The 20,093-nt window shown below is 62.7% G+C and carries 16 protein-coding genes; 13 read left to right on the top strand and 3 right to left on the bottom strand.

Annotated features, from left to right (window positions below; translation table 11 throughout):
• Positions 1 to 138 precede the first annotated feature (138 nt).
• Together hemL and J8G26_RS05370 are read right to left on the bottom strand one after the other, a co-directional pair.
• Positions 139 to 1,449 (bottom strand): glutamate-1-semialdehyde 2,1-aminomutase, encoded by a 1,311-nt coding sequence (gene hemL / locus J8G26_RS05375; protein ID WP_210568201.1) that lies wholly within the window; start codon positions 1,447 to 1,449, stop codon positions 139 to 141.
• A complete protein-coding gene (locus tag J8G26_RS05370; RefSeq protein WP_087747424.1) occupies positions 1,433 to 2,380 on the bottom strand; it encodes a bifunctional hydroxymethylpyrimidine kinase/phosphomethylpyrimidine kinase in 948 nt (315 codons plus the stop codon). The genes hemL and J8G26_RS05370 overlap by 17 nt, the downstream gene beginning before the upstream one ends.
• A gap of 94 nt (positions 2,381 to 2,474) precedes the next feature.
• On the opposite strand from J8G26_RS05370, the gene J8G26_RS05365 reads away from it, so the two are divergent.
• From J8G26_RS05365 to J8G26_RS05335, 7 genes are all read left to right on the top strand, one after another.
• A complete protein-coding gene (locus J8G26_RS05365) occupies positions 2,475 to 2,648 on the top strand; it encodes a rubredoxin (protein WP_087747422.1) in 174 nt (57 codons plus the stop codon).
• Between the two features lie 60 nt (positions 2,649 to 2,708).
• Positions 2,709 to 3,107 carry a response regulator gene (locus J8G26_RS05360; RefSeq protein ID WP_086911440.1) on the top strand — a complete coding sequence of 133 codons (399 nt, stop codon included), beginning with the start codon at positions 2,709 to 2,711 and terminating at the stop codon, positions 3,105 to 3,107.
• On the top strand, positions 3,107 to 3,472 hold the full coding sequence (locus tag J8G26_RS05355; protein ID WP_087747420.1) for a response regulator: 366 nt from the start codon (positions 3,107 to 3,109) through the stop codon (positions 3,470 to 3,472). Before J8G26_RS05360 ends, J8G26_RS05355 begins: the two co-directional genes overlap by 1 nt.
• A 15-nt stretch (positions 3,473 to 3,487) precedes the next feature.
• Positions 3,488 to 4,015: a chemotaxis protein CheW gene (locus tag J8G26_RS05350; RefSeq protein ID WP_087747418.1), complete on the top strand. Its 528-nt coding sequence runs from the start codon at positions 3,488 to 3,490 to the stop codon at positions 4,013 to 4,015.
• A 21-nt stretch (positions 4,016 to 4,036) separates the two neighbouring features.
• The gene (locus J8G26_RS05345) at positions 4,037 to 6,325 is read left to right on the top strand and encodes a methyl-accepting chemotaxis protein (RefSeq protein ID WP_087747417.1); all 2,289 of its coding nucleotides are present in this window, start codon (positions 4,037 to 4,039) and stop codon (positions 6,323 to 6,325) included.
• 54 nt (positions 6,326 to 6,379) lie between these two features.
• On the top strand, positions 6,380 to 12,514 hold the full coding sequence (locus J8G26_RS05340; RefSeq protein ID WP_210568200.1) for an Hpt domain-containing protein: 6,135 nt from the start codon (positions 6,380 to 6,382) through the stop codon (positions 12,512 to 12,514).
• Positions 12,515 to 12,610: 96 nt separating this feature from the next.
• Complete coding sequence (locus J8G26_RS05335) at positions 12,611 to 13,765, top strand: PilT/PilU family type 4a pilus ATPase (protein WP_087747413.1); 1,155 nt, start codon at positions 12,611 to 12,613, stop codon at positions 13,763 to 13,765.
• Between the two features lie 39 nt (positions 13,766 to 13,804).
• On the opposite strand, the gene J8G26_RS05330 is transcribed toward J8G26_RS05335, so the two are convergent.
• Positions 13,805 to 15,283, bottom strand: a complete 1,479-nt coding sequence (locus J8G26_RS05330) for a deoxyribodipyrimidine photo-lyase (RefSeq protein WP_210568199.1) — start codon at positions 15,281 to 15,283, stop codon at positions 13,805 to 13,807.
• A 21-nt stretch (positions 15,284 to 15,304) separates the two neighbouring features.
• Here J8G26_RS05330 and J8G26_RS05325 point away from each other — a divergent pair, with 21 nt between their 5' ends.
• The 6 genes from J8G26_RS05325 (at position 15,305) to J8G26_RS05300 (ending at position 20,049) form a co-directional block, all read left to right on the top strand.
• Entirely contained in the window at positions 15,305 to 15,904 is a 600-nt protein-coding gene (locus J8G26_RS05325; protein ID WP_087747409.1) for a YqgE/AlgH family protein, read from the top strand.
• Complete coding sequence (gene ruvX / locus J8G26_RS05320) at positions 15,901 to 16,320, top strand: Holliday junction resolvase RuvX (RefSeq protein WP_087747407.1); 420 nt, start codon at positions 15,901 to 15,903, stop codon at positions 16,318 to 16,320. The genes J8G26_RS05325 and ruvX overlap by 4 nt, the downstream gene beginning before the upstream one ends.
• Positions 16,317 to 16,838: a bifunctional pyr operon transcriptional regulator/uracil phosphoribosyltransferase PyrR gene (pyrR, locus tag J8G26_RS05315; RefSeq protein ID WP_087747405.1), complete on the top strand. Its 522-nt coding sequence runs from the start codon at positions 16,317 to 16,319 to the stop codon at positions 16,836 to 16,838. Before ruvX ends, pyrR begins: the two co-directional genes overlap by 4 nt.
• 2 nt (positions 16,839 to 16,840) lie before the next feature.
• On the top strand, positions 16,841 to 17,803 hold the full coding sequence (locus J8G26_RS05310; protein ID WP_087747403.1) for an aspartate carbamoyltransferase catalytic subunit: 963 nt from the start codon (positions 16,841 to 16,843) through the stop codon (positions 17,801 to 17,803).
• Positions 17,804 to 17,882: 79 nt separating this feature from the next.
• On the top strand, positions 17,883 to 19,175 hold the full coding sequence (locus J8G26_RS05305) for a dihydroorotase (RefSeq protein ID WP_210568198.1): 1,293 nt from the start codon (positions 17,883 to 17,885) through the stop codon (positions 19,173 to 19,175).
• Between the two features lie 136 nt (positions 19,176 to 19,311).
• Positions 19,312 to 20,049 (top strand): lysophospholipid acyltransferase family protein, encoded by a 738-nt coding sequence (locus tag J8G26_RS05300; RefSeq protein ID WP_087747399.1) that lies wholly within the window; start codon positions 19,312 to 19,314, stop codon positions 20,047 to 20,049.
• Positions 20,050 to 20,093 lie beyond the last annotated feature (44 nt).

Here is a 20,093-nt window from a genome sequence, read left to right as displayed (position 1 = left end):
AGGCGGTTGTGACGGGCGCGTGAACGCATGCACAACGCAAAAACCCCGTGGCAATGCGGTGCGCTGCCACGGGGTGGATGAACAAAAAGTTAAGGCGTTTTTGGCCTGTAGCGCTTATCCAATAAGCGCAAGCAGCTCTTAATTTGAGAGCGTTTTGAACACCTCGCGGGCAATCGCCACGGTGTCGGCAATGTCCTGCGCCGTGTGGGCGGCGCTCACAAAGCCGGCTTCGTAGAGCGCGGGCGCGATGTAAACGCCGCGGTCCAGCAGGCCATGGAAAAGCTGGTTGAAGCGCACGCCGTCGGTCTTCAGCACCTGTGCGTAGTTTTGCGGCAGCTGGGGCAGCAGGAAGAAGCCGAACATGCCGCCCTCGCAGTCGGCACTGAAGGGCACACCTTCGGCGGCTGCGGCGGCAACCAGGCCATCCACGAGGGAGCGGGTGCGGGCCGACAGGGCATCAAAGAAGCCAGGTTTTCGGATTTCGCGCAGCGTGGCCAAGCCGCAGGCCGTGGCCACCGGGTTGCCCGACAGCGTGCCGGCCTGGTACACGGCGCCCAGCGGCGCGAGGTTTTCCATGATGGCGCGCGACGCACCAAAGGCTGCCAGCGGCATGCCGCCGCCGATCACCTTGCCCAGCACCGTGATGTCGGGCTTGAAGCCCGGGATGCTTTGCGCATACAGGCTTTGCGCGCTGCCCAGGGCCACGCGAAAGCCCGTCATCACTTCGTCCAGGACCAGCAGCGCGCCATATTCGGTGCACAGCTCGCGGCAGCGGCGCATGAAGGGCACGCTGGCGCGCACGAAGTTCATGTTGCCGGCGATGGGCTCGATCATCAGGCAGGCGAGTTCCTTGCCGTGCAGGGCGAAGGCTTCTTCGAGCTGCGGGATGTTGTTGTATTCGAGCACGATGGTGTGCTGCACCACCTCGGGCGGCACGCCAGCGCTGGTGGCATTGCCAAAGGTGGCCAGGCCCGAGCCGGCCTTGACCAGCAGCGCGTCGGCATGGCCGTGGTAGCAGCCCTCGAACTTGATGAGCTTGCTGCGGCCGGTGGCGCCGCGCGCCAGGCGAATCGCGCTCATGCCGGCTTCGGTGCCCGAGCTGACCAGCCGGATCATCTCCATGGAGGGCACCAGGCCCAGGATTTCTTCGGCCAGCTCGATCTCGCGCTCGGTGGGGGCGCCAAAGCTGAAGCCTTCCAGCGCGGCTTTCTGCACGGCTTCGAGCACGGCCGGGTGCCCGTGGCCCAGGATCATCGGGCCCCAGGAGCCGATGTAGTCGATGAAGCGCTGGTCGTTGGCGTCCCAAAAATACGCGCCCTGGGCGCGCTTGACGAAGCGCGGCGTGCCGCCCACGGCCTTGAAGGCCCGCACGGGCGAGTTCACGCCGCCGGGGATGTGCGCCTTGGCGCGTTCGAACAGGGGGATGTTGAGGTCAGTGCTTGGTGTCATGGGGGGGCATCACAAAGCCTTCGAGGGCCTGTGTTTCGTCAAGGGGTTCGTCTGCATCGCCATCTTCGTCATCGGGCTGGGCCCAGAACATGCGATCGGGAATGATGTGCCCCATTCCGGGGCGAAATCCGGCGTCCAGGCACCGGTCCAGGTAGCTCAGCGCCTCGCTGGTGGCTTCGCCCAGGTCGTTGCCGCTGGCCACCAGGGCCGTCAGGGCGGCCGAGAGGGTGTCGCCGGCGCCGGAAAACGTGGCATCGAACAGCTCGAATTTGCCACTGCCCAGCACGGTCTGGGGGGAGGCCAGCACGTTTTCCACGAACTGTTCGGGCAGCGGGATGCCGGTGACCAGGGTGTAAGGCACGCCCATTTCGGCGGCGGCCCGGGCGATGTCGCGGGCGGTGGGGCTGCGGTCGCCGCGCCATTCGGGAAGCAGCCAGCGCCACAGCGTACTGTGGTTGCCCACCAAAACGGAAGTTTGCGGCAACAGCAACTCGCGGAAGGCATCCAGGTACTGGTCGATCAGGTCATCCTGCCACCACGAAAGGTTGGGCATGTAGGCGATGACGGGCACCTCGTCGTAGTCGGCGGTGATCTCGGCAATGGCGCTGATGTTTTCGGGGCTTCCCACAAATCCGACCTTGATGGCCTGCACGGGCAAATCCTCCAGCACAACGCGCGCCTGCTCGGACACGGCCTCGTCGTCAAAGCTGAAGTGGTCGAAGATCTCGGCGGTGTCGCGGGCGTAAGCACCCGTAACAACGGCAATGGGGTGTCCGCCCACGGACGCAATGGTGCTGATATCGGCGGTCAGGCCACCCGCGCCGCTGGGGTCGCTGGCATTGAACACCAGCACACAGGCGGGGCTGGCTTCGTCCGATGCCTCATCGGCAAAGTCCGCTATATCAGATGAAGGGAGAATTTGTGATGTCATGGGCCTGATTCAGCGATAAGGGTGGCACAGAAGCAGCAGCCCGGTGTGATGACTAGATACAATCGTTGCATTCTATGTGAAGGCCCCTTAAGCTGTGATCGACTCTAAAACGTGGATGTGTCTGATTTGCGGTTGGATATATGACGAGGCGAAAGGTTCGCCTGAGCATGGCATTGCTCCCAACACTCCCTGGGACCAGGTTCCCATGAATTGGACTTGCCCTGAATGTGGTGCGCGCAAAGAAGATTTCGAGATGGTTCAATTTTGAGGCGCATTAGCACCATGTGCTGCTGCGTTGTTTGTTTTTCTCCATCGGGAGCAGTGACAATTGACTACAACAGGCGCAACTTTCAAAGTGCTCGTGGTGGATGACAGCAATACCATTCGCCGAAGCGCCGAAATTTTTCTCAAGCAGGGCGGGCATGAAGTCCTGCTGGCAGATGACGGCTTTGATGCCTTGGCCAAGGTGAATGACTACCAACCGCAGCTCATTTTCTGTGACATTCTGATGCCCAAGCTTGATGGGTATCAAACTTGCGCCATCATCAAGCGCAATGCCCGTTTTGCCGATACTCCGGTGGTCATGCTGTCGTCCAAGGACGGCGTATTTGACAAAGCGCGTGGCCGCATGGTCGGTTGCCAGGAATATCTCACCAAACCTTTTACCAAAGACCAGTTGTTGCAGGCGGTGCAGCAATTTGGTAATTCCCAACAAGGAGCCATGTAATGCCTATTCAGAAAGTGCTGGTCGTTGACGACTCGAAGACCGAGTTGATGTTTCTGACCGACTTGCTGCAGAAAAAGGGCATGCAAGTGCGTACCGCTGAAAATGCCGAAGAGGCCTTTCACCGGCTGGCAGAAGAAAAGCCTGATTTGATATTGATGGATGTGGTGATGCCGGGGCAAAACGGATTCCAGTTGACCCGCGCCATCACGCGTGATCCTCTCTATGCCGATGTGCCCATCATCATGTGCACCAGCAAGAATCAGGAGACGGATCGTGTCTGGGGGATGCGCCAAGGCGCACGCGGCTACATCACCAAGCCGGTGGATGCGGCCGAGCTGCAGGCCAGGATTGACGCGCTGAGCTAAGGCGTTTGCGCGGTCATGGCCAATCGCGAAGCACTGCGAGAGCTCCAGACCCGTCTTGCCAGCCGTCTTCAGGCTGCAAGGGGCGAGGGAGTGTCTGTTTCCTCCTGGCTGGCGGTAGAAGCTGCCGGTCAGGCCTATTTGTTGCCGCTGGGGCAATCGGGTGAGATTTTCCCGTGGGTGGCAGTTCAGCGGGTTCCCTACACTCAACATTGGTTTCTTGGTGTTGCCAACCTGCGTGGAGGCCTTGTGGGGGTGGTGGATCTGGCGGGTCTGCTGGGGTCAACCGTCACGCGCAACGAGCAAAACCTGTCTGACGCCAGTCTGCTTGCCTTCAATGCAGCGCTGGAAGTCAATGCCGCCCTTCTGGTAGATCGGTTGGCGGGGCTGCGGGGCACCGATGCCTTCGTTTCGTCGGAGCCTCCGGCCGACGATGCGCCTGCCTTCTTTGGCACCATCTACGTGGATTCGAGCGGGACTCGCTGGCAAGAGATCAATCTCCAGATACTGTCCCAAAATCCTGTTTTCCTGAGCATCAGTGCTTGAGTTTTTCTGTAAGGCTGCACCATGTCCGTTGTGAATCAATTTGGAAAACTGTTCAATCGCAAGCCCACGGAACCAGATACAGGGCTAGGTGCCGATGTGGTGGACGATAGTCAGAATGTCCTGGCGACGGGTTCCATGGATGCCAGCGCATTGCGTGATTCTTATCAGACCGATGCCATGAACAGCGTTCAGGGTGATCCTGGTGGCGCATCGTCCGAACCATCAACCACGGCCGCTGACGAAGACCTTATTTCCTTGCCGCTGCTGGGCAGTTCCACGGCGGCCGGTCACCAGCGGCGTTTGCTCATATTGCTCGCCGTTGGTGTGGTGGTGCTGGCATTGATTGCGGGTTGGGTGCTTCAGCAGGCGAACCGCTCTGCACAGCAGCTGGCCGCTACCGGTCAGTCGCTGATGCAGTCGCAGCGGCTTGCCAAGTCGGTTTCGCAGGCACTGGTGGGCAGTGCTGAGGCTTTTCCGGAGGTGGTGGAAAGCTCTGGCGTGCTGGCCCGCAATGTGCGCGCGCTGAACACTGGCGATAGCGAGCTGGGTGTGCAGGCCCTTGGCGAACAGTTCGAGTCCGACCTGAACAGTGTGACTCCGCTCGTAGAGCGCGCGGAACGTAACGCCAAAGTGGTCATGGGACAGCAGAAAATTCTGACGCAGGTGGGCGATGCGCTGCGCACCATCAATCGCCAATCAGCTGATCTGCTGGAGATCGCGGAAACCGTGTCTTCGCTCAAGCTGCAGCAAAACGCACCAGCGGCCGAAATTTCAGCGGCTGGCCAGCTGGTGATGTTGACCCAACGCATCGGCAAGTCGGCCAACGAGTTCCAGACCATGGAGGGTGTGAGTCCTGAGGCCGTGTTCTTGCTGGGCAAGGACTTGAATTCTTTCCAGGAAATTGCCAAGGGGCTGCTCGATGGAAGTCCTGAAATGCGGCTGTCCGCCACCAAAGATGCGCAGACGCGTGAGCAGCTCGAAGGCTTGATCAAGCTCTATGAGCAGACCCGCACGCAGGCCAGTGCCATTCTGGGCAACTTGCAGGGGCTGGTTTCCGCACGTGAAGGGCAGTCGTCGATCATTGCTGACAGCGAGCCGCTGCGCCGCCAACTGGAAGGCATGCAGGATAAGCTTTCTTCGCAGACGGGCCTGGGTGCGGGGCAATTTGCCGCCTTGGCCTTGGCTGGCGTGTTCGTGCTGCTGTGCGGTATCGGTATTTCCCGTGTGCAACTGCTGGACAGCCGGGGCCGTCAGGTGGCAGCTGAAGTGCAGCAAAAGGATGCAAAGCGTCAGGAGCAAGAGGCCAAGCGCGTCAACGACGCTAACCAGGCTGCCATTTTGCGGTTGATGAACGAGCTGCAATCGGTTGCCGAGGGTGATCTGACACAGGAAGCCACTGTGACGGAAGACATCACCGGCGCCATCGCCGACTCGGTGAACTACACGGTGGAAGAGTTGCGCCAGCTGGTGGGCAGCGTTCAAAACACCGTAACCCGTGTGGCACAGACGACAGCCCAGGTGGACAGTACGTCCACCGAACTGCTGGCCGCATCCACCGAGCAGTTGCGCGAAATTCATGAAACCGGCCGGTCCGTGCTGGACATGGCGACCCGAATCAACGAAGTGTCCATGCAGGCGCAGGAGTCCGCCACGGTGGCGCGTCAGTCGCTGCAGGCGGCTGACTCGGGCTTGCAGGCTGTGCAAAACGCCATCGGTGGTATGAACTCGATTCGAGACCAGATCCAGGACACGTCCAAGCGGATCAAGCGTCTTGGCGAATCGTCGCAGGAGATCGGTGAAATTACCGAGCTGATTTCCGACATTACGGAGCAGACGAACGTGCTGGCCCTGAATGCCGCCATTCAGGCTGCATCGGCGGGTGATGCGGGCCGAGGATTCTCGGTCGTGGCCGAAGAAGTGCAGCGGCTGGCTGAGCGCTCGGCTGATGCAACGCGGCAGATCTCGGCTCTGGTGAAAGCGATTCAGACCGACACCCAGGATGCTGTGGCAGCTATGGAGCGGTCCACGCAGGGCGTGGTGGAAGGGGCTCGCCTGTCCGATAGCGCCGGTACCGCACTGACCGAAATTGATCGTGTGTCGCGCCGCCTGGCTGAGCTGATTGAGCAGATTTCGTCCTCGACATCCCGCGAAGCCGTTCTGGCCAACGAGGTGGCAGACAACATCCAGCACATTTTTGCCGTGACTGAGCAGACAGGCGAAGGCACTCGCACAACGGCACAGCAGGTGCGCGAACTTTCGCACATGGCGGAAGAGCTGCGCCAATCGGTAGCACGTTTCAAGATCGCCTGACGCCGCCCGCAAACAGTCATCAACCAGCGGCTCATTGCAGCCGGGGACGAATTCATGTCATCTATTGATGTCAACAATGCACCGGCCGCGGATGGAGTCCAGGGCGATCAGGATCTAGGTCCGTTGGCATGGGTGCTTGACGAACTGCGCAAATCGCTCGATGGCGCTGTCAAGGCAATGCGCCGTTTTGTGCGTGACGCCGAACTGGCCCGAGAGTCCGATCTGGCTTCACTGGATGCGGGCGCATTGCGCATTGCCCGGCAGCAGCTTCATCAGGCAAGCGGCGCACTGGAAATGGTGGGCATGGGCTCACCGGCGCTGGTATTGCGCGCCATGGAGTCTGCCGTTCAGAAGTTTGTGCAACGCCCGGAGCAATGCACGGATGAGGCTGCAGCGGCTATCGAGCGCGCCAGTTTTGCGCTGATCGAATATCTTGAAAACGTACTGGGGGGTAAGGCCGTTTCTGCGGTAGCCCTTTTCCCTCAGTATCGTGATGTCCAGGCCCTGGCAGGAGCCGAGCGCGCGCACCCTGCAGATCTGTGGCCGGCGGAGCGCCGTTTCCGTGAGCCGGAAGATTCCATGGTGAGCGCTCCGCTGCCATATGGCCCCGAGGCTCGGGCACGTCTGGATTCCGCTGTTCTGAAAATTGTCAAATCGGGCGATTTGTCGGCTGCGGCCAGCATGCGGGAAGCCTGTCTGGGTTTTGTTGCCGCACAGTCTGATCGACAGGCGCGGGCATTCTGGAAGATCTGTGCCGGTTTCTTCGACGCCCTTGGCGGGGGCCTGCTGGTGCCAGATGTCTATGTAAAGCGGGTCGCGTCGCGCGTTCTGATGCAGTACGCCACCCTGGCAAAAGGCGATAGCACCATTGCGGATCGCCTGGTTCAGGACATGCTTTTTTTCTGCTCGCAGGCGAGGCTCGCAGACGGTGAAGTCGGTAAAGCCCCGGCTCTTGAGGCGGTGCGACAGTCCTTTGGCCTCAATCGGTTCAAGCCAGTAGATTATGAAACTGCGCGTTTTGGCCGGTTTGATCCCGCCTTGCTGGCACAGGCACGCAAGCGCATTGCATCGGCTACGGAAACATGGTCTGCGCTGGCGGGCGGCGATCGCAACAAACTCAAGCTGGCTGCCGATCAGTTCAGCCTGGTTTGTGATTCTCTGCGCAAGATGCATCCGGGGAGCGAGAGCCTTGCTGCGGGTCTGACACGAGCCCTTGAGGCCACTACCCGGTCGGGAGAGCCTCCGTCCGCAGCGCTGGCAATGGAGGTGGCGACCGCTGTTCTTTACCTGCAGGCTGCTTTTGAGGAACTGGACGCTGCCGACGGACAGATGGAGGCGCGTGCAGCACACCTGGCGCAGCGGCTGGACGCTGTGGTCGCGGGCGCAGAATCAGAGCCGCTAGAGCTGTGGATGGAAGAACTGTACCGGCGGGTCAGCGACAACCAGACCATGGGCAGTGTGGTGGACGAGTTGCGCTCCACGCTGGGTGAGGCGGAAAAGTCTTTGGACCAGTTTTTCCGGAATCCCCAGGATACGACAGTGTTGGCGGCGGTGCCGGGCCACCTGGCACAGATGCGTGGCGTCTTGTCCGTGCTCGGTCTGGACCAGGCATCCTTGGCGGTGGTGCGCATGCGCGATACCGTAGAGCGGTTGCTTATCAATGAGATTTCTGAAGAAGAGCGGCAGCCAGCCTTTGAAAAGTTGGGGAACAGTCTGGGGGCGCTCGGATTCCTGATTGACATGTTGAACTACCAGCGCGCGATGGCGCGCAAGCTCTTTGTTTACGATGAAGAACTGGGTGAGTTGCGCATTTTGGTCGGTAAAGCCCGCGCGCGTGCCACGGATGACCTGGCAGAAGCGCCAGTCAAAATGGAGGAGCGTGTCGCTCCGCCCCTGCCTGACGTGGTGCCACGTTTCCCTGCGCAGAACCACCAGGCGCCGGCGACAGAGGCGGTGGTGCAGGTGCCAGAGGCCAGTCCTGCGGCAATCTCGGAATTTTTGTCGCCCGATTTTTCTTTCGATCACCAGATGCCGGGGGATCCGTCCTCTGCCGCACCCGGTCAGTCCGCCGCTGTTGCAACTACTCCTGCCCCCGCTCCCGCATCCCAGCCGGAGATGGAAGACGAGTTGCTTGACGTCTTCCTCGAAGAGGCTCGCGAGGTGGTGGGCACCGGTTTGGCCGCCATTGGTGTACTGGCTAACGAGCCAGCCAATCTGAGCGAGCAGACCACTCTGCGCCGTGCGTTCCATACGCTCAAAGGTAGCTCGCGTATGGTGGGGCTCAATGATTTTGGCGAGGCTGCGTGGTCAATGGAACAGGTGCTGAATGCCTGGCTGGCCGAACAAAAGCCCATGCAGCCCCAATTGCTGCAATTGTCGTCGGACTGCTTGCAGGCGTTTGGCCGCTGGGCTGATGACATCGCGGCAGGATCAGCCTCAGCCTGGGGGGTAGAACCATTTCGCAAATCTGCCGATGCCATGCGTCTGGACGGTACGTTGCTGCCGCTCGTGGCGCGGGAAGTGGCGATCGAGCCTGCCGAAACGGACGCTGCTGTGCTCAACGCCCTGTCTGAGGCGGCGCCCCATGCAGCAGATGTGGCCGATGCTGACTTGGACTTGCAGTCTGCGGTACCGCCACAAGAAGATGTTTTGGTAGAAGCAGACGCCGCAGGCGCTATCGATGTGCTCGAACCATTGGCTGCAGACTTCACCGAGACCGAGACCGAGACCGAGATCGAGACCGAGACCGAGACCGAGACCGAGACCGAGCTGGAGCCTGAATTCGTCGCTACAGTCCCAGGACTGGATGCGGCTGCGATGACGGTGACCGAAAACATCGACTTCTCCGTGTTCTCCGAGGCCCTGAGCGAAACTCCGGGCACAGCGGAGGTGGCGAGCGCGCACCTGCCGCTGGACCTGGAGTTGCCCGATATGGAGCCTTTGTCCGCCGTGGACGCGGATGCTGATGCTGCAGTTCGCGATGGAGCTGTCAATGGGGTCGCCATCCCGGACGGTTCGGGTGCTTCCCGAGTATTGACCGATGTCGAACTGGAGTCCATCGATGCGGCCGTGCAAGAGCCTGACGTCGCCGATGCGGGCGTGCAGGTCGATGTTTCAGAGGACTTCTTGAAGCTCGTCGCCGCTGATGCCGCTGCCATCGAGGAGGAGGAGGCGACTGCCGATGACGCGGTCAAGGTGATTGACACCTTGCGTATTGGTATTCCGCTCTACAACGTGTACCTCAATGAGGCCGACGAGTGGTCACGGCTACTGGCTACGTGCCTGCAGGAGTGGGCGCTGGAATTACATGAGCCTTTGCCGGATATCGCGGTGGCGCTGGCGCATTCGCTTGCGGGCAGTTCGGCGACCGTGGGCTTTTCTGCGCTGTCGGAACTGGCCAGGCTGTTCGAGCATGCTTTGCAGCATGTTCAGCTGCAGTCCGGCGGCACGGCAGAGCAGGCCGACGTGTTTATGGCGGCCGCAGATGATATTCGTCGTCTTTTGCACCAGTTTGCAGCCGGGTTCCTCAAAGAGCCGAGCGAGCAAGTGTTACAGCAATTGCGCCAGCTTCTTGAAGCCGAGGTAGCCAATACCCTGTCGCCTCCGGAGGATGAGATCGATGGCATTGAAGGGCCTCTGAACATCGTTCAAGTGGCCGATGTTCTTGCTGAGCCGGTGCCATCAGAAGCTCCGATTGCAAAATCGGGCGACATGGTTACTGCGGGGTATGTGGCCCCGGCGCTGTCTGTCGTGGCCATTGACGGTGACCAGCGGATCGACGAAGCGATAGCGCATGCCGTTTCGATGGGTTCGGACGTCGATGATGATATTGACGCCGTCGATGTCATCGATCCCGATCTGTTTCCCATTTTTGAAGAAGAAGCAGCGGAACTGCTGCCCCAGTTGGGGGGCGCCTTGCGGCAATGGGCATCCCGTCCGGAAAATCTCGGCGCGCGAAACGAAGTGCTGCGTGCCTTGCACACCCTCAAGGGCAGCTCCCGCCTTGCTGGTGCCATGCGGTTGGGAGAGATGTCGCACCGCCTGGAGTCGGCCATCGAGCAACTCGACCTGGAGACCCTCACGGCAGACCAGATTGAGCCCTTGCTGGCGAATTTTGATGGTTTGCAGGCGAACTTCCAATTCCTCCGCGTTGTTGGTGGCCAAGCGTCGGCGGATGCTGCGGTTTCTGCCCCTGCAGTTCCGCACGATCTGAGCGTATCGGCGAGTGATTCGGATGCTGCGATGGCGCCTGTGCCGGCGTCCGCGCCCTCCATACGGCTTCCTGGCCCTTCACAGCTTGCGCCGGTGCGTGTGGCTGCGAACCAGTCGGTGCGTGTGCGTGCACAGTTGCTGGATCGTTTGGTGAACCAGGCCGGCGAGGTGATGATCAGCCGGTCCCGCCTGGATGTGCGTCTGGGCCAGTTCCGCAGCTCGTTGAACGATCTGTCGGGCAACCTCGATCGTCTGCGCCAGCAGCTGCGAGACATCGAAGTTCAGTCCGAGTCGCAAATGCAGTCGCGCCTGGCTCTCTCGAAGGACTCCGCTGCGGGGTTCGACCCATTGGAGTTCGATCGTTTCACGCGGGTTCAGGAACTGACGCGCATGATGGCCGAGTCCGTGAACGACGTGGCCACCGTGCAGCGCAACCTGCAGCGCGCCATGGAAGGCGCCGAAGATGAATTGATCGCTCAGGGCCGCCAGGCGCGTGAGTTGCAGCGCGATCTGCTGCGTACCCGCATGGTGGAATTTGAGGGCATTGCCGAGCGTTTGTATGCGGTGGTGCGCCAGGCATCCAAGGAAACCGGCAAGCCGATCAAGCTGGACATCACTGGTGGCTCGATTGAAATGGACCGAGGCGTGCTGGACCGCATGACACCGGCCTTCGAACATTTGCTGCGCAACTGCGTGGTGCATGGCATTGAGACGCCTGAGACCCGTGTCGCTGCAGGTAAGCCCCCGTCGGGCACTATCACCGTGGATCTGCGCCATGAAGGCAATGACGTGTCGGTTGAATTTCGGGACGACGGTGCGGGTCTTGATCTGCAGCGTATCCGCGAAAAGGCACTGGCCCAGGGGATCGTGCAAGCCGACACGGAAATCAGTGATGCAGAGGCTGCCAACCTGATCTTCATGCCGGGCTTCTCCACTGCCTCTGAGGTGACGGGACTTGCAGGCCGCGGCATCGGCATGGATGTGGTGCGGTCGGAGGTCAACGCATTGGGCGGCCGGATTGAAATCTCGACCGAGGCGGGCAAGGGTGCAGCGTTTCGCATGGTGCTGCCTTTGACTACGGCTGTGACGCAAGTGGTGATGCTGCGTGCAGGCGATCTGGCGATTGGCGTACCTGCGAACGTGGTCGAAATTGTGCGCCGTACCTCCGCCGCAGAACTGGAAGAAGCATATCGGACGGGCTTTTTTGACGATGGTTTCGAGCAATTGCCTTTTTTCTGGGTAGGCGCATTGCTGCAAGCCTCGGCTCGTAGCAATGAAGTGGCCGGCAAGACGCGTCCTGTGGTGATTTTCCGCAGCGCTTCGCAGCGCATCGCCATGCATGTGGATGAAGTTCTGGGCAACCAGGAAGTTGTGGTGAAGAACCTGGGGCCCCAGTTGTCACGGTTGCCTGGCCTGGCTGGAATGTCCGTGCTCGCCTCCGGGGCCGTGGTGCTGATTTACAACCCGGTGGCGCTGTCTGCTGTGTATGGCGATCAAGTCCGTGACGCCAACCCTGGCTTGCCAGCCACTTTGGAAACCGAAGATGCGGGCACCGGCAAATCTGCGGGATCGGTGCTTGCCGGCCCCAATCAGGTGCCTCTGGTGTTGGTCGTGGATGACTCCATTACCGTGCGTCGTGTGACGCAACGGTTGCTGCAGCGCGAAGGCTACCGTGTGGCGCTTGCTGCCGACGGCCTGCAGGCGCTGGAGCGCCTGCAGGAAGAGCGGCCAACGGTGGTGTTGTCCGACATTGAAATGCCCCGCATGGACGGCTTTGACTTGGCGCGCAACATCCGCGCAGACGGTGCACTGCGTGGGCTGCCGATCATCATGATCACCTCCCGCATTGCAGAAAAGCACCGTGAGCATGCGATGGAGCTGGGTGTGAACCACTATCTCGGCAAACCATACTCGGATGAAGAACTGCTCAGTCTCATCCAGCATTACGCCCGGCTGGAGGCCAACGCAGCGGCATGATCTGAGTTGACTGCCCTGGAGAATGGGCCGGTCAATCAGGGCAGCATCCTTGCTGGTACCGCCGCCGGGAAGATGCCCGCACGATCAGGAGGTTTCATGGATTCGGTGGCCTCTGCGGCTGACAGCCGCCTGCTGTCTTGCCTGGCATTGATGGTGCGCGAAAGCGCTTCCGACCTGTTCCTGCTGGCCGGGGCGCCCCCCACACTCAAGCGGCAAGGGGCATTTTTGCCCATCACCAAGGGGCCGGTGACTGCCGAAGAAATCCGGACGATGGTGTACTCGATCATGCGTAAGGCGCAGATCGACGAATTTGAAACCTCGATGGAATGCGATTTCTCGTTTCAGGCCCAGGATTTGTCGCGCTTTCGGGTCAACGTGCACCTGCAGCGTGGCAACGTGGGCGTGGTTATTCGCCATGTAATAGCCAGGATACCAAGCCTTGACGCGCTGGGTTTGCCGCCGGTGCTCAAACAGCTTGCCTTCCTGAAGGGCGGGTTGGTGCTTGCGGTGGGCTCGGCGGGGTCAGGCAAGACCACCACACTGGCTGCCATGCTCGACTATCGTAATGAGCACACAGCGGGTCATATCCTTACGGTGGAAGACCCCATCGAGTACCTGCACACGCACAAGAAATCGCTGGTGACGCAGCGTGAGGTGGGGCTCGATACCGCGTCCTATGACGAGGCCTTGCGCCGTGCCATGCGCGAGGCGCCCAACGTGATCATGATTGGCGAGATCCGCGATCGGGCCACCATGCAGCATGCGCTGCATTACGCCGAGTCGGGGCATCTGTGCGTGTCCACCCTGCACGCCAACAATGCCAACCAGGCTGTGCAACGGATTCTGAATTTCTTTCCTGAGCAAGCCCACCGCCAATTGCTGATGGATCTGTCGCTGAACCTGCAGGCGGTGGTGGCCCAGCGGCTCGTCAAGAGCGTACAGGGCCCGGTCGTGCCGGCAACGGAGGTGATGCTGCGCACTACCTATGTGTCGGAGCTGATTCAGAAAGGCCAGATCGACGAGATCAAGACGGCCATTGCTCGCAGTGGTGAGCAGGGCATGTGCACCTTCGACCAGTCGCTGTTCGACCTGTACGAGCGCGGTGTCATTTCGCCGGCCGAAGCCGTGGCCAATGCTGACAACCGCACCGATGTATCGCTGCGCCTGCGCCTGGCCTCGGGTGCGCCCCTGGGGGTGGATGGGATGCGCATGAATGACCAGAGCGCCCAGGATGCGCCAACCCGCCCGTAAAGACCGTCCGCGCCATGGAGGCAGGGGCTGAGTGGGCGCTCACCCCGCCTTGACCACCGCGTAGCGCTGCAGCGTGCGCAGTCTGGCGCTGTCATGGTCCACCACGGGGTGCGGGTAGGTCTTGCCCAACACCACCCCGGCCTCCTGCAGTTCCAGGGGGCGCGCCAGCCAGGGGGCATGCAATGCCTTGGCGGGAAGCCGGGCCAGCTGCGGCAGGTAGCGGCGGATGAACTTGCCGTCCGCGTCGAATTTTTCGCTTTGGCTCACCGGATTGAAAATGCGGAAATAGGGCTGCGCATCACAACCGCTGGAGCTGGCCCATTGCCAGCCGCCATTGTTGGCGGCCAGGTCAAAGTCATTGAGCTGCGAGGCAAAGTAGGCCTCGCCCCGGCGCCAGTCGATGCCCAGATCCTTCACCAGAAAACTCGCGACCACCATGCGCAAGCGGTTGTGCATGTAGCCCGTCTGGTTGAGCTGGGCCATGGCCGCATCCACCAGCGGATAGCCGGTGCGGCCCTGGCACCAGGCGGCAAACAGGGCGTCGGCCTCGGGGCCTGATTCCCACGCGATGGCGTCATACGCCGGCTTGAAGCTGTGGCCCACCACATGGGGGTGGTGGTGCAGGATCTGAAAGTAAAAGTCGCGCCAGATCAACTCGCTCAGCCAGGTGGTGGCGCCCGGGTTGCCCTGCTGCATGAGCCGGTGCGCGGTGCGCGCCAGCCGCCGCGGCGAGATGGTGCCAAAACGCAGGTGCACGCTCAGGTAGCTGGGGCCCTTGATGGCCGGAAAATTGCGCGTGTCGTCGTACCGCTCCATGCGCCCCAGGAAATCGTTGAACAACTGCTGTGCGCCGCTGGCACCGGTGGGCAGTCTGGGCTGCGACAGGGCCGTGGTCTCGAACCCCAGTGACGCCAGCGTGGGGACCGGTTGGCAGTGTTCCAGCGGGCGGGGCGCCAGGCGGTGCGCATGGCGCTCCACGGGGTAGCTTGAGAGCTGAAAGGCATCCACCTTCTGGAGCCAGGCGTTCTTGTAAGGCGTGAACACGCTGTAGGGCTTGCCGGTCTGCGTCAGCACCTCGCTGCGCTCCAGCAGGGTGTGGTCCTTGAAGGTGTGAAAAGCCCTTCCTGCAGCGGCCAGCCGGGTGCGCACCCGGCTGTCGCGCTGCAGGGCCTGGGGTTCATCGTCGTGGTTGGCAAACACGGCCTGTACCTGCAGCGCCTGGGCCAGTGCGGGCACGGCATCGCTGGCAATGGTGTGGCGAACGATGAGCCCGGCGTGGGGGTGCTGGCCCAGTGCGCGCAGCGCGGCATCCAGCTCGACCAGAGACTCACGGATGAACTCCACGCGCCGGTCGGCCCGGGGCAAAAGGTCCAGAATCTCGCGGTCAAAAACAAAGACGCAATGCACCTGCCGGCACTGGGTGAGCGCCCGGTAAAGCGCTGCATGGTCGTGGGCACGCAGGTCGCGGCGAAACCAGACGAGTCCGGCTGCGTAGGAAGGCTCGGGGGAGGGCGCCATGTTCACCGTTAAAATTGGCCGATGTCTCCTGATTCTGCGCCCATCAACCTGACGCACCATTTCCTGATCGCCATGCCCGGTCTGGAAGATGAGTCTTTCGCGCGCAGTGTCGTGTACCTGTGCGAGCACAGCGAACGCGGCGCCCTGGGCCTCATCATCAACAAACCCTCCGACATCACGCTCAAAGGCCTTTTTGACAAGGTCGACCTTTCCTTGCGGCGCGAGGACCTGCGCGCAGAGCCGGTCTTCCAGGGCGGCCCGGTGCAGACCGAGCGCGGCTTTGTGCTGCACGATCCCATGCTGATGGACCGCGCCGAAACCGACGAATCCGCCTACGCCTCCACCATGACCATCCCCGGCGGCCTGGAAATGACCACCTCCAAGGACGTGCTCGAAGCGCTGTCCACCGGCGCCGGCCCCCGCCGGGTGCTGGTCACGCTGGGGTATTCATCGTGGGGCGAGGGCCAGCTGGAGTCGGAGCTGGCCGAAAACGCCTGGCTCACGGTGGCGGCCGATTTGTCGGTGATTTTTGACACGCCCGTGCCACAGCGCTATGACAAGGCGCTGGCGCTGCTCGGGTTGCAGACCTGGATGCTCTCGCCCGATGTGGGGCACGCATGACCGGCTTGCCCGCTCAGCCCGCTGTTCCTGCGCATTTCCAGACCTTTCTTGCTTTTGATTTTGGCCTCAAGCGCACGGGCGTGGCCACGGGCAATCGCATGCTGCGCAGCGCCACGCCGCAAGCCACCATCAAGGCCGAGGGCGATGCGCGTTTTGTGCAGGTGGCGCAGCGCATCCAGGAGTGGCAGCCCGACGCGCTGGTGATCGGCGTGCCCTACCACCCCGATGGTGCCAGCCACGAGAACACCGAGAAAGCGCTCAAGTTCGGCCGCCAACTGCGCGGGCGCTTTGGTTTGCAGGTGTTCGAAGTGGACGAGCGCTACAGCACCACCGAAGCCATTTCCGGTGGAGCGAAAGACGCGGACGCCGCCTCGGCCTGCATCATCCTGGAACAGTTTTTGAGGAATCTTCCATGAGCCATCCATCCCCTGCGGCCTCTGGCAGCCTTGTGCTTGACGCCGAGGCGCTGTATCGCGAACTGCTGCGCGGCGTGCGCAGCATGCTCACCCCCACCACGCGCCTGGCGGGCATTGCCTCGGGCGGCGCCTGGCTGGCTGAGCGCCTGCAAAAAGACCTGGGCCTGGAAGGCGCGCCCGGTGTGCTCTCGTCGGTGATGCACCGCGACGACTTTGCCCAGCGCGGCCTGTCCGCCAGCGCGCAAACATCGCTGCCGTTCGATGTGAACGGCGCCGACGTGCTGGTGCTCGACGACGTGCTCTACACCGGCCGCACCATCCGCGCCGTGCTCAACGAGCTGTTCGACTACGGCCGCCCCGCCAGCGTGCGCCTGGCCGTGCTGGTGGACCGCGGCGGGCGCGAGCTGCCGGTGCAGGCCGACTTTGCCGCTGCGCGCGTGGCGCTGCCTGCTCCCCAGTTGCTGGCCCTGGCGCGTGACGACAGTGGCACCTTCCAATTCCAAGTCAAAGAGGCCTGACCGTGCTGCACCAGCGCAACCCCCAACTCAACGGCAACGGCGAACTCATCCACCTGCTGTCCATCGAGGGCCTGCCGCGCGACATCGTCACGCACATCCTCGACACCGCCGCCAACTTCGTCAGCGTGAACGACCGCGAGGTCAAGAAGGTGCCGCTGCTGCGCGGCAAGAGCGTGTTCAATCTGTTCTTCGAGAACAGCACGCGCACCCGCACCACCTTCGAGATCGCGGCCAAGCGCCTGTCGGCCGACGTGTTCAACCTGGACATCGCGCGCAGCTCGGCATCCAAGGGCGAGTCGCTGCTCGACACCATCGCCAACCTGTCGGCCATGGCGGCCGACCTGTTCGTGGTGCGGCACAGCGAGTCGGGCGCGCCCTACCTGATTGCCCAGCATGTGGCGCCGCATGTGCATGTGATCAACGCTGGCGATGGCCGCCATGCCCACCCCACGCAGGGGCTGCTGGACATGTACACCATCCGCCACTACAAAAAAGACTTCAGCAACCTCACCGTGGCCATCGTCGGCGATGTGCTGCACTCGCGCGTGGCGCGCTCCGACATCCATGGCCTGACCACCCTGGGCTGCCCCGAAGTGCGCGTGGTGGGCCCGCGCACGCTGGTGCCGTCCGACATGGCGCAGATGGGCGTGCGCGTGTGCCACACGCTCGAAGAAGGCATCAAGGACGCCGACGTGGTCATCACCCTGCGCCTGCAGAACGAGCGCATGAGCGGCGCGCTGCTGCCGTCGAGCCAGGAGTATTTCAAGAGCTTCGGTCTCACGCCCGAAAAGCTGCAACTGGCCAAGCCCGACGCCATCGTGATGCACCCCGGCCCCATCAACCGGGGCGTGGAGATCGACTCTGCCGTGGTCGATGGCCAGCAGAGCGTGATCTTGCCGCAGGTGACTTTCGGTATTGCGGTGCGCATGGCGGTCATGTCCATCGTTGCCGGGAACGAGGCGTGACGCTTGAAATGAATACTCCTGTTTTCATAGCTGCCAGCGCTTATCCCATGAGCGCTATCAGCCAATTTGGCTTGAAATCATGAAGATACTGATCCAGAACGGCCGTGTGATCGACCCCGCCTCGGGCCTCGATCAAACCTGCGACATCGCCATTGCCGCCGGGCGCATCGTGGGTGTGAACCGCGTGCCGCCCGACTTTGACCCCAAACGCGTGATCGACGCCGCAGGCTGCATCGTGCTGCCCGGCCTGGTGGACCTGGCGGCGCGCCTGCGCGAGCCCGGCCATGAGCACGAAGGCATGCTCGAATCCGAAATGGCCGCCGCCGTGGCCGGGGGCGTGACCAGCCTCGTGTGCCCGCCCGACACCGACCCCGTGCTCGACGAGCCCGGCCTGGTGGAGATGCTCAAGTTCCGCGCCGAAAAGCTGCACCAGTCGCGCCTGTTCCCGCTGGGGGCGCTCACGCGCGGCCTGGCGGGCGAGGTGCTGACCGAAATGGCCGAACTCACCGAATCGGGCTGCGTGGGCTTTGGCCAGGCCGAGGTGCCGCTGGCCAGCACCCAGGTGCTGCAGCGCGCGCTGCAATACGCCGCCACCTTTGGTTACACCGTCTGGCTGCGGCCGCAAGAGATGCACCTGGGCAAAGGCGTCGCCGCCAGCGGCCCGCTGGCCACGCGCCTGGGCCTGTCGGGCGTGCCCGTGGCGGCCGAGACCATTGCGCTGCACACCATCTTTGAACTGCTCAAGACCACCGGCGCCCGCGTGCACCTGTGCCGCATCAGCAGTGCGGCGGGCGTGGAGCTGCTGCGCCGCGCCAAGGCCGAGGGCCTCCAGGTCACGGCCGACATCAGCATCAACTCGCTGCACCTCACCGATGTGGACATCGGCTTTTTTGACAGCCGCGCCCGCCTGTCGCCCCCGCTGCGCCAGCAGCGCGACCGCGATGCGCTGAACGCCGCGCTGGCCGACGGCACCATCGACGCGCTGGTGTCCGACCACACCCCGGTCGATGAAGACGCCAAGACCTTGCCGTTTGCCGAGGCCGAGCCCGGCGCCACCGGGCTGGAGCTGCTGCTGAGCCTGGCGCTCAAGTGGTCGCAGGACAGCGGCGTGCCGCTGCAGCGCGCGCTGGCCGTGGTCACGTCCGAGCCCGCGCGCGTGCTGGGCAACGCCCTGGGCACCTTGCAGGCCAGCGTCGGCCAGATCATCGAGGGTGGCGTGGGTGACCTGTGCATCCTCGACCCGCAGGCCGCCTGGACGGTGCAGGACGGCGCACTGCGCAGCCAAGGCAAGCACACGCCGTTTTCGGGCTACGAGCTGCCGGGCTGTGTGCGCATGACGCTGGTCGGCGGCCAAGTCGCTTTCGAAAGGTGACCGCCCTGAGCGGCTTTGCCGCTTCCCCCCAAGGGGACGCCACCAGTGGCCCGGCAAAGCCGGCTCCACGGTGGCTCTGGCTTTCGACACGCCAGTTTCTTGGGCCGTGGGGAACGCAGCGCAATGGTTCACTGACATGAGAAATCTGCGCGCCTGCTGGCGCCTGCTGCGCGTGCTGGGCCACATCGTCAAGGGCCTGGCGATCGTGGCGGTGCGTTTTCCGGTGTTGTCGCCCGACCAGCAATACGCCCGCGTGCAGGCCTGGTCCATGGAGCTGCTGGCCCATGCGGGCGTTGCGCTGCGCATCATCGGCACCCCGCCCGTGAGCGGGCCGGTGATGCTGGTCGCCAACCACCTGTCATGGCTGGATATTCCGGTCATGCACGCGGCGCGGCATTGCCGTTTTGTCTCCAAATCGGATGTGCAGGCCTGGCCGCTGATTGGCACGCTGGCCACCGCCGCGGGCACCCTCTACATCGAACGCAACTCGCGCCGCGATGCGCTGCGCATGGTGCGCTCCATGCACGAGGCGCTGGAGCGCGGCGAGGTGCTGGCGGTGTTTCCCGAGGGCACCACGGGCGATGGCCGCGCGATGCTGCCGTTCCATGCCAACCTGCTGCAGGCGGCGGTGACGGCAGACGCTTTTGTGCAGCCGGTGGGCCTGCACTTTGCCGACAAGGCCACTGGCGTGACCAGCTTTGCGCCCAGCTACATCGGCGACGAAACCCTGGTGGGCTCCATCTGGCGCACCCTGCGCGCGCCCGCCATCGAGGCCGTGGTGCACTACGGCGTGCCCGAGCAGGCCGGCGGCCGCGACCGCCGCGCCTGGACGCAGCACCTGCACGACACGGTGGACCGCCTGCGCCGGGGTTGATGCGGATTCGCCATCCCCGCGATCGCTGCGTTGCCTCGCCTTGG

This window comes from Acidovorax sp. JG5, from assembly GCF_017939685.1.
Lineage (GTDB): Bacteria > Pseudomonadota > Gammaproteobacteria > Burkholderiales > Burkholderiaceae_C > Acidovorax.
This window is presented reverse-complemented; position numbering and strand designations above follow the sequence as displayed.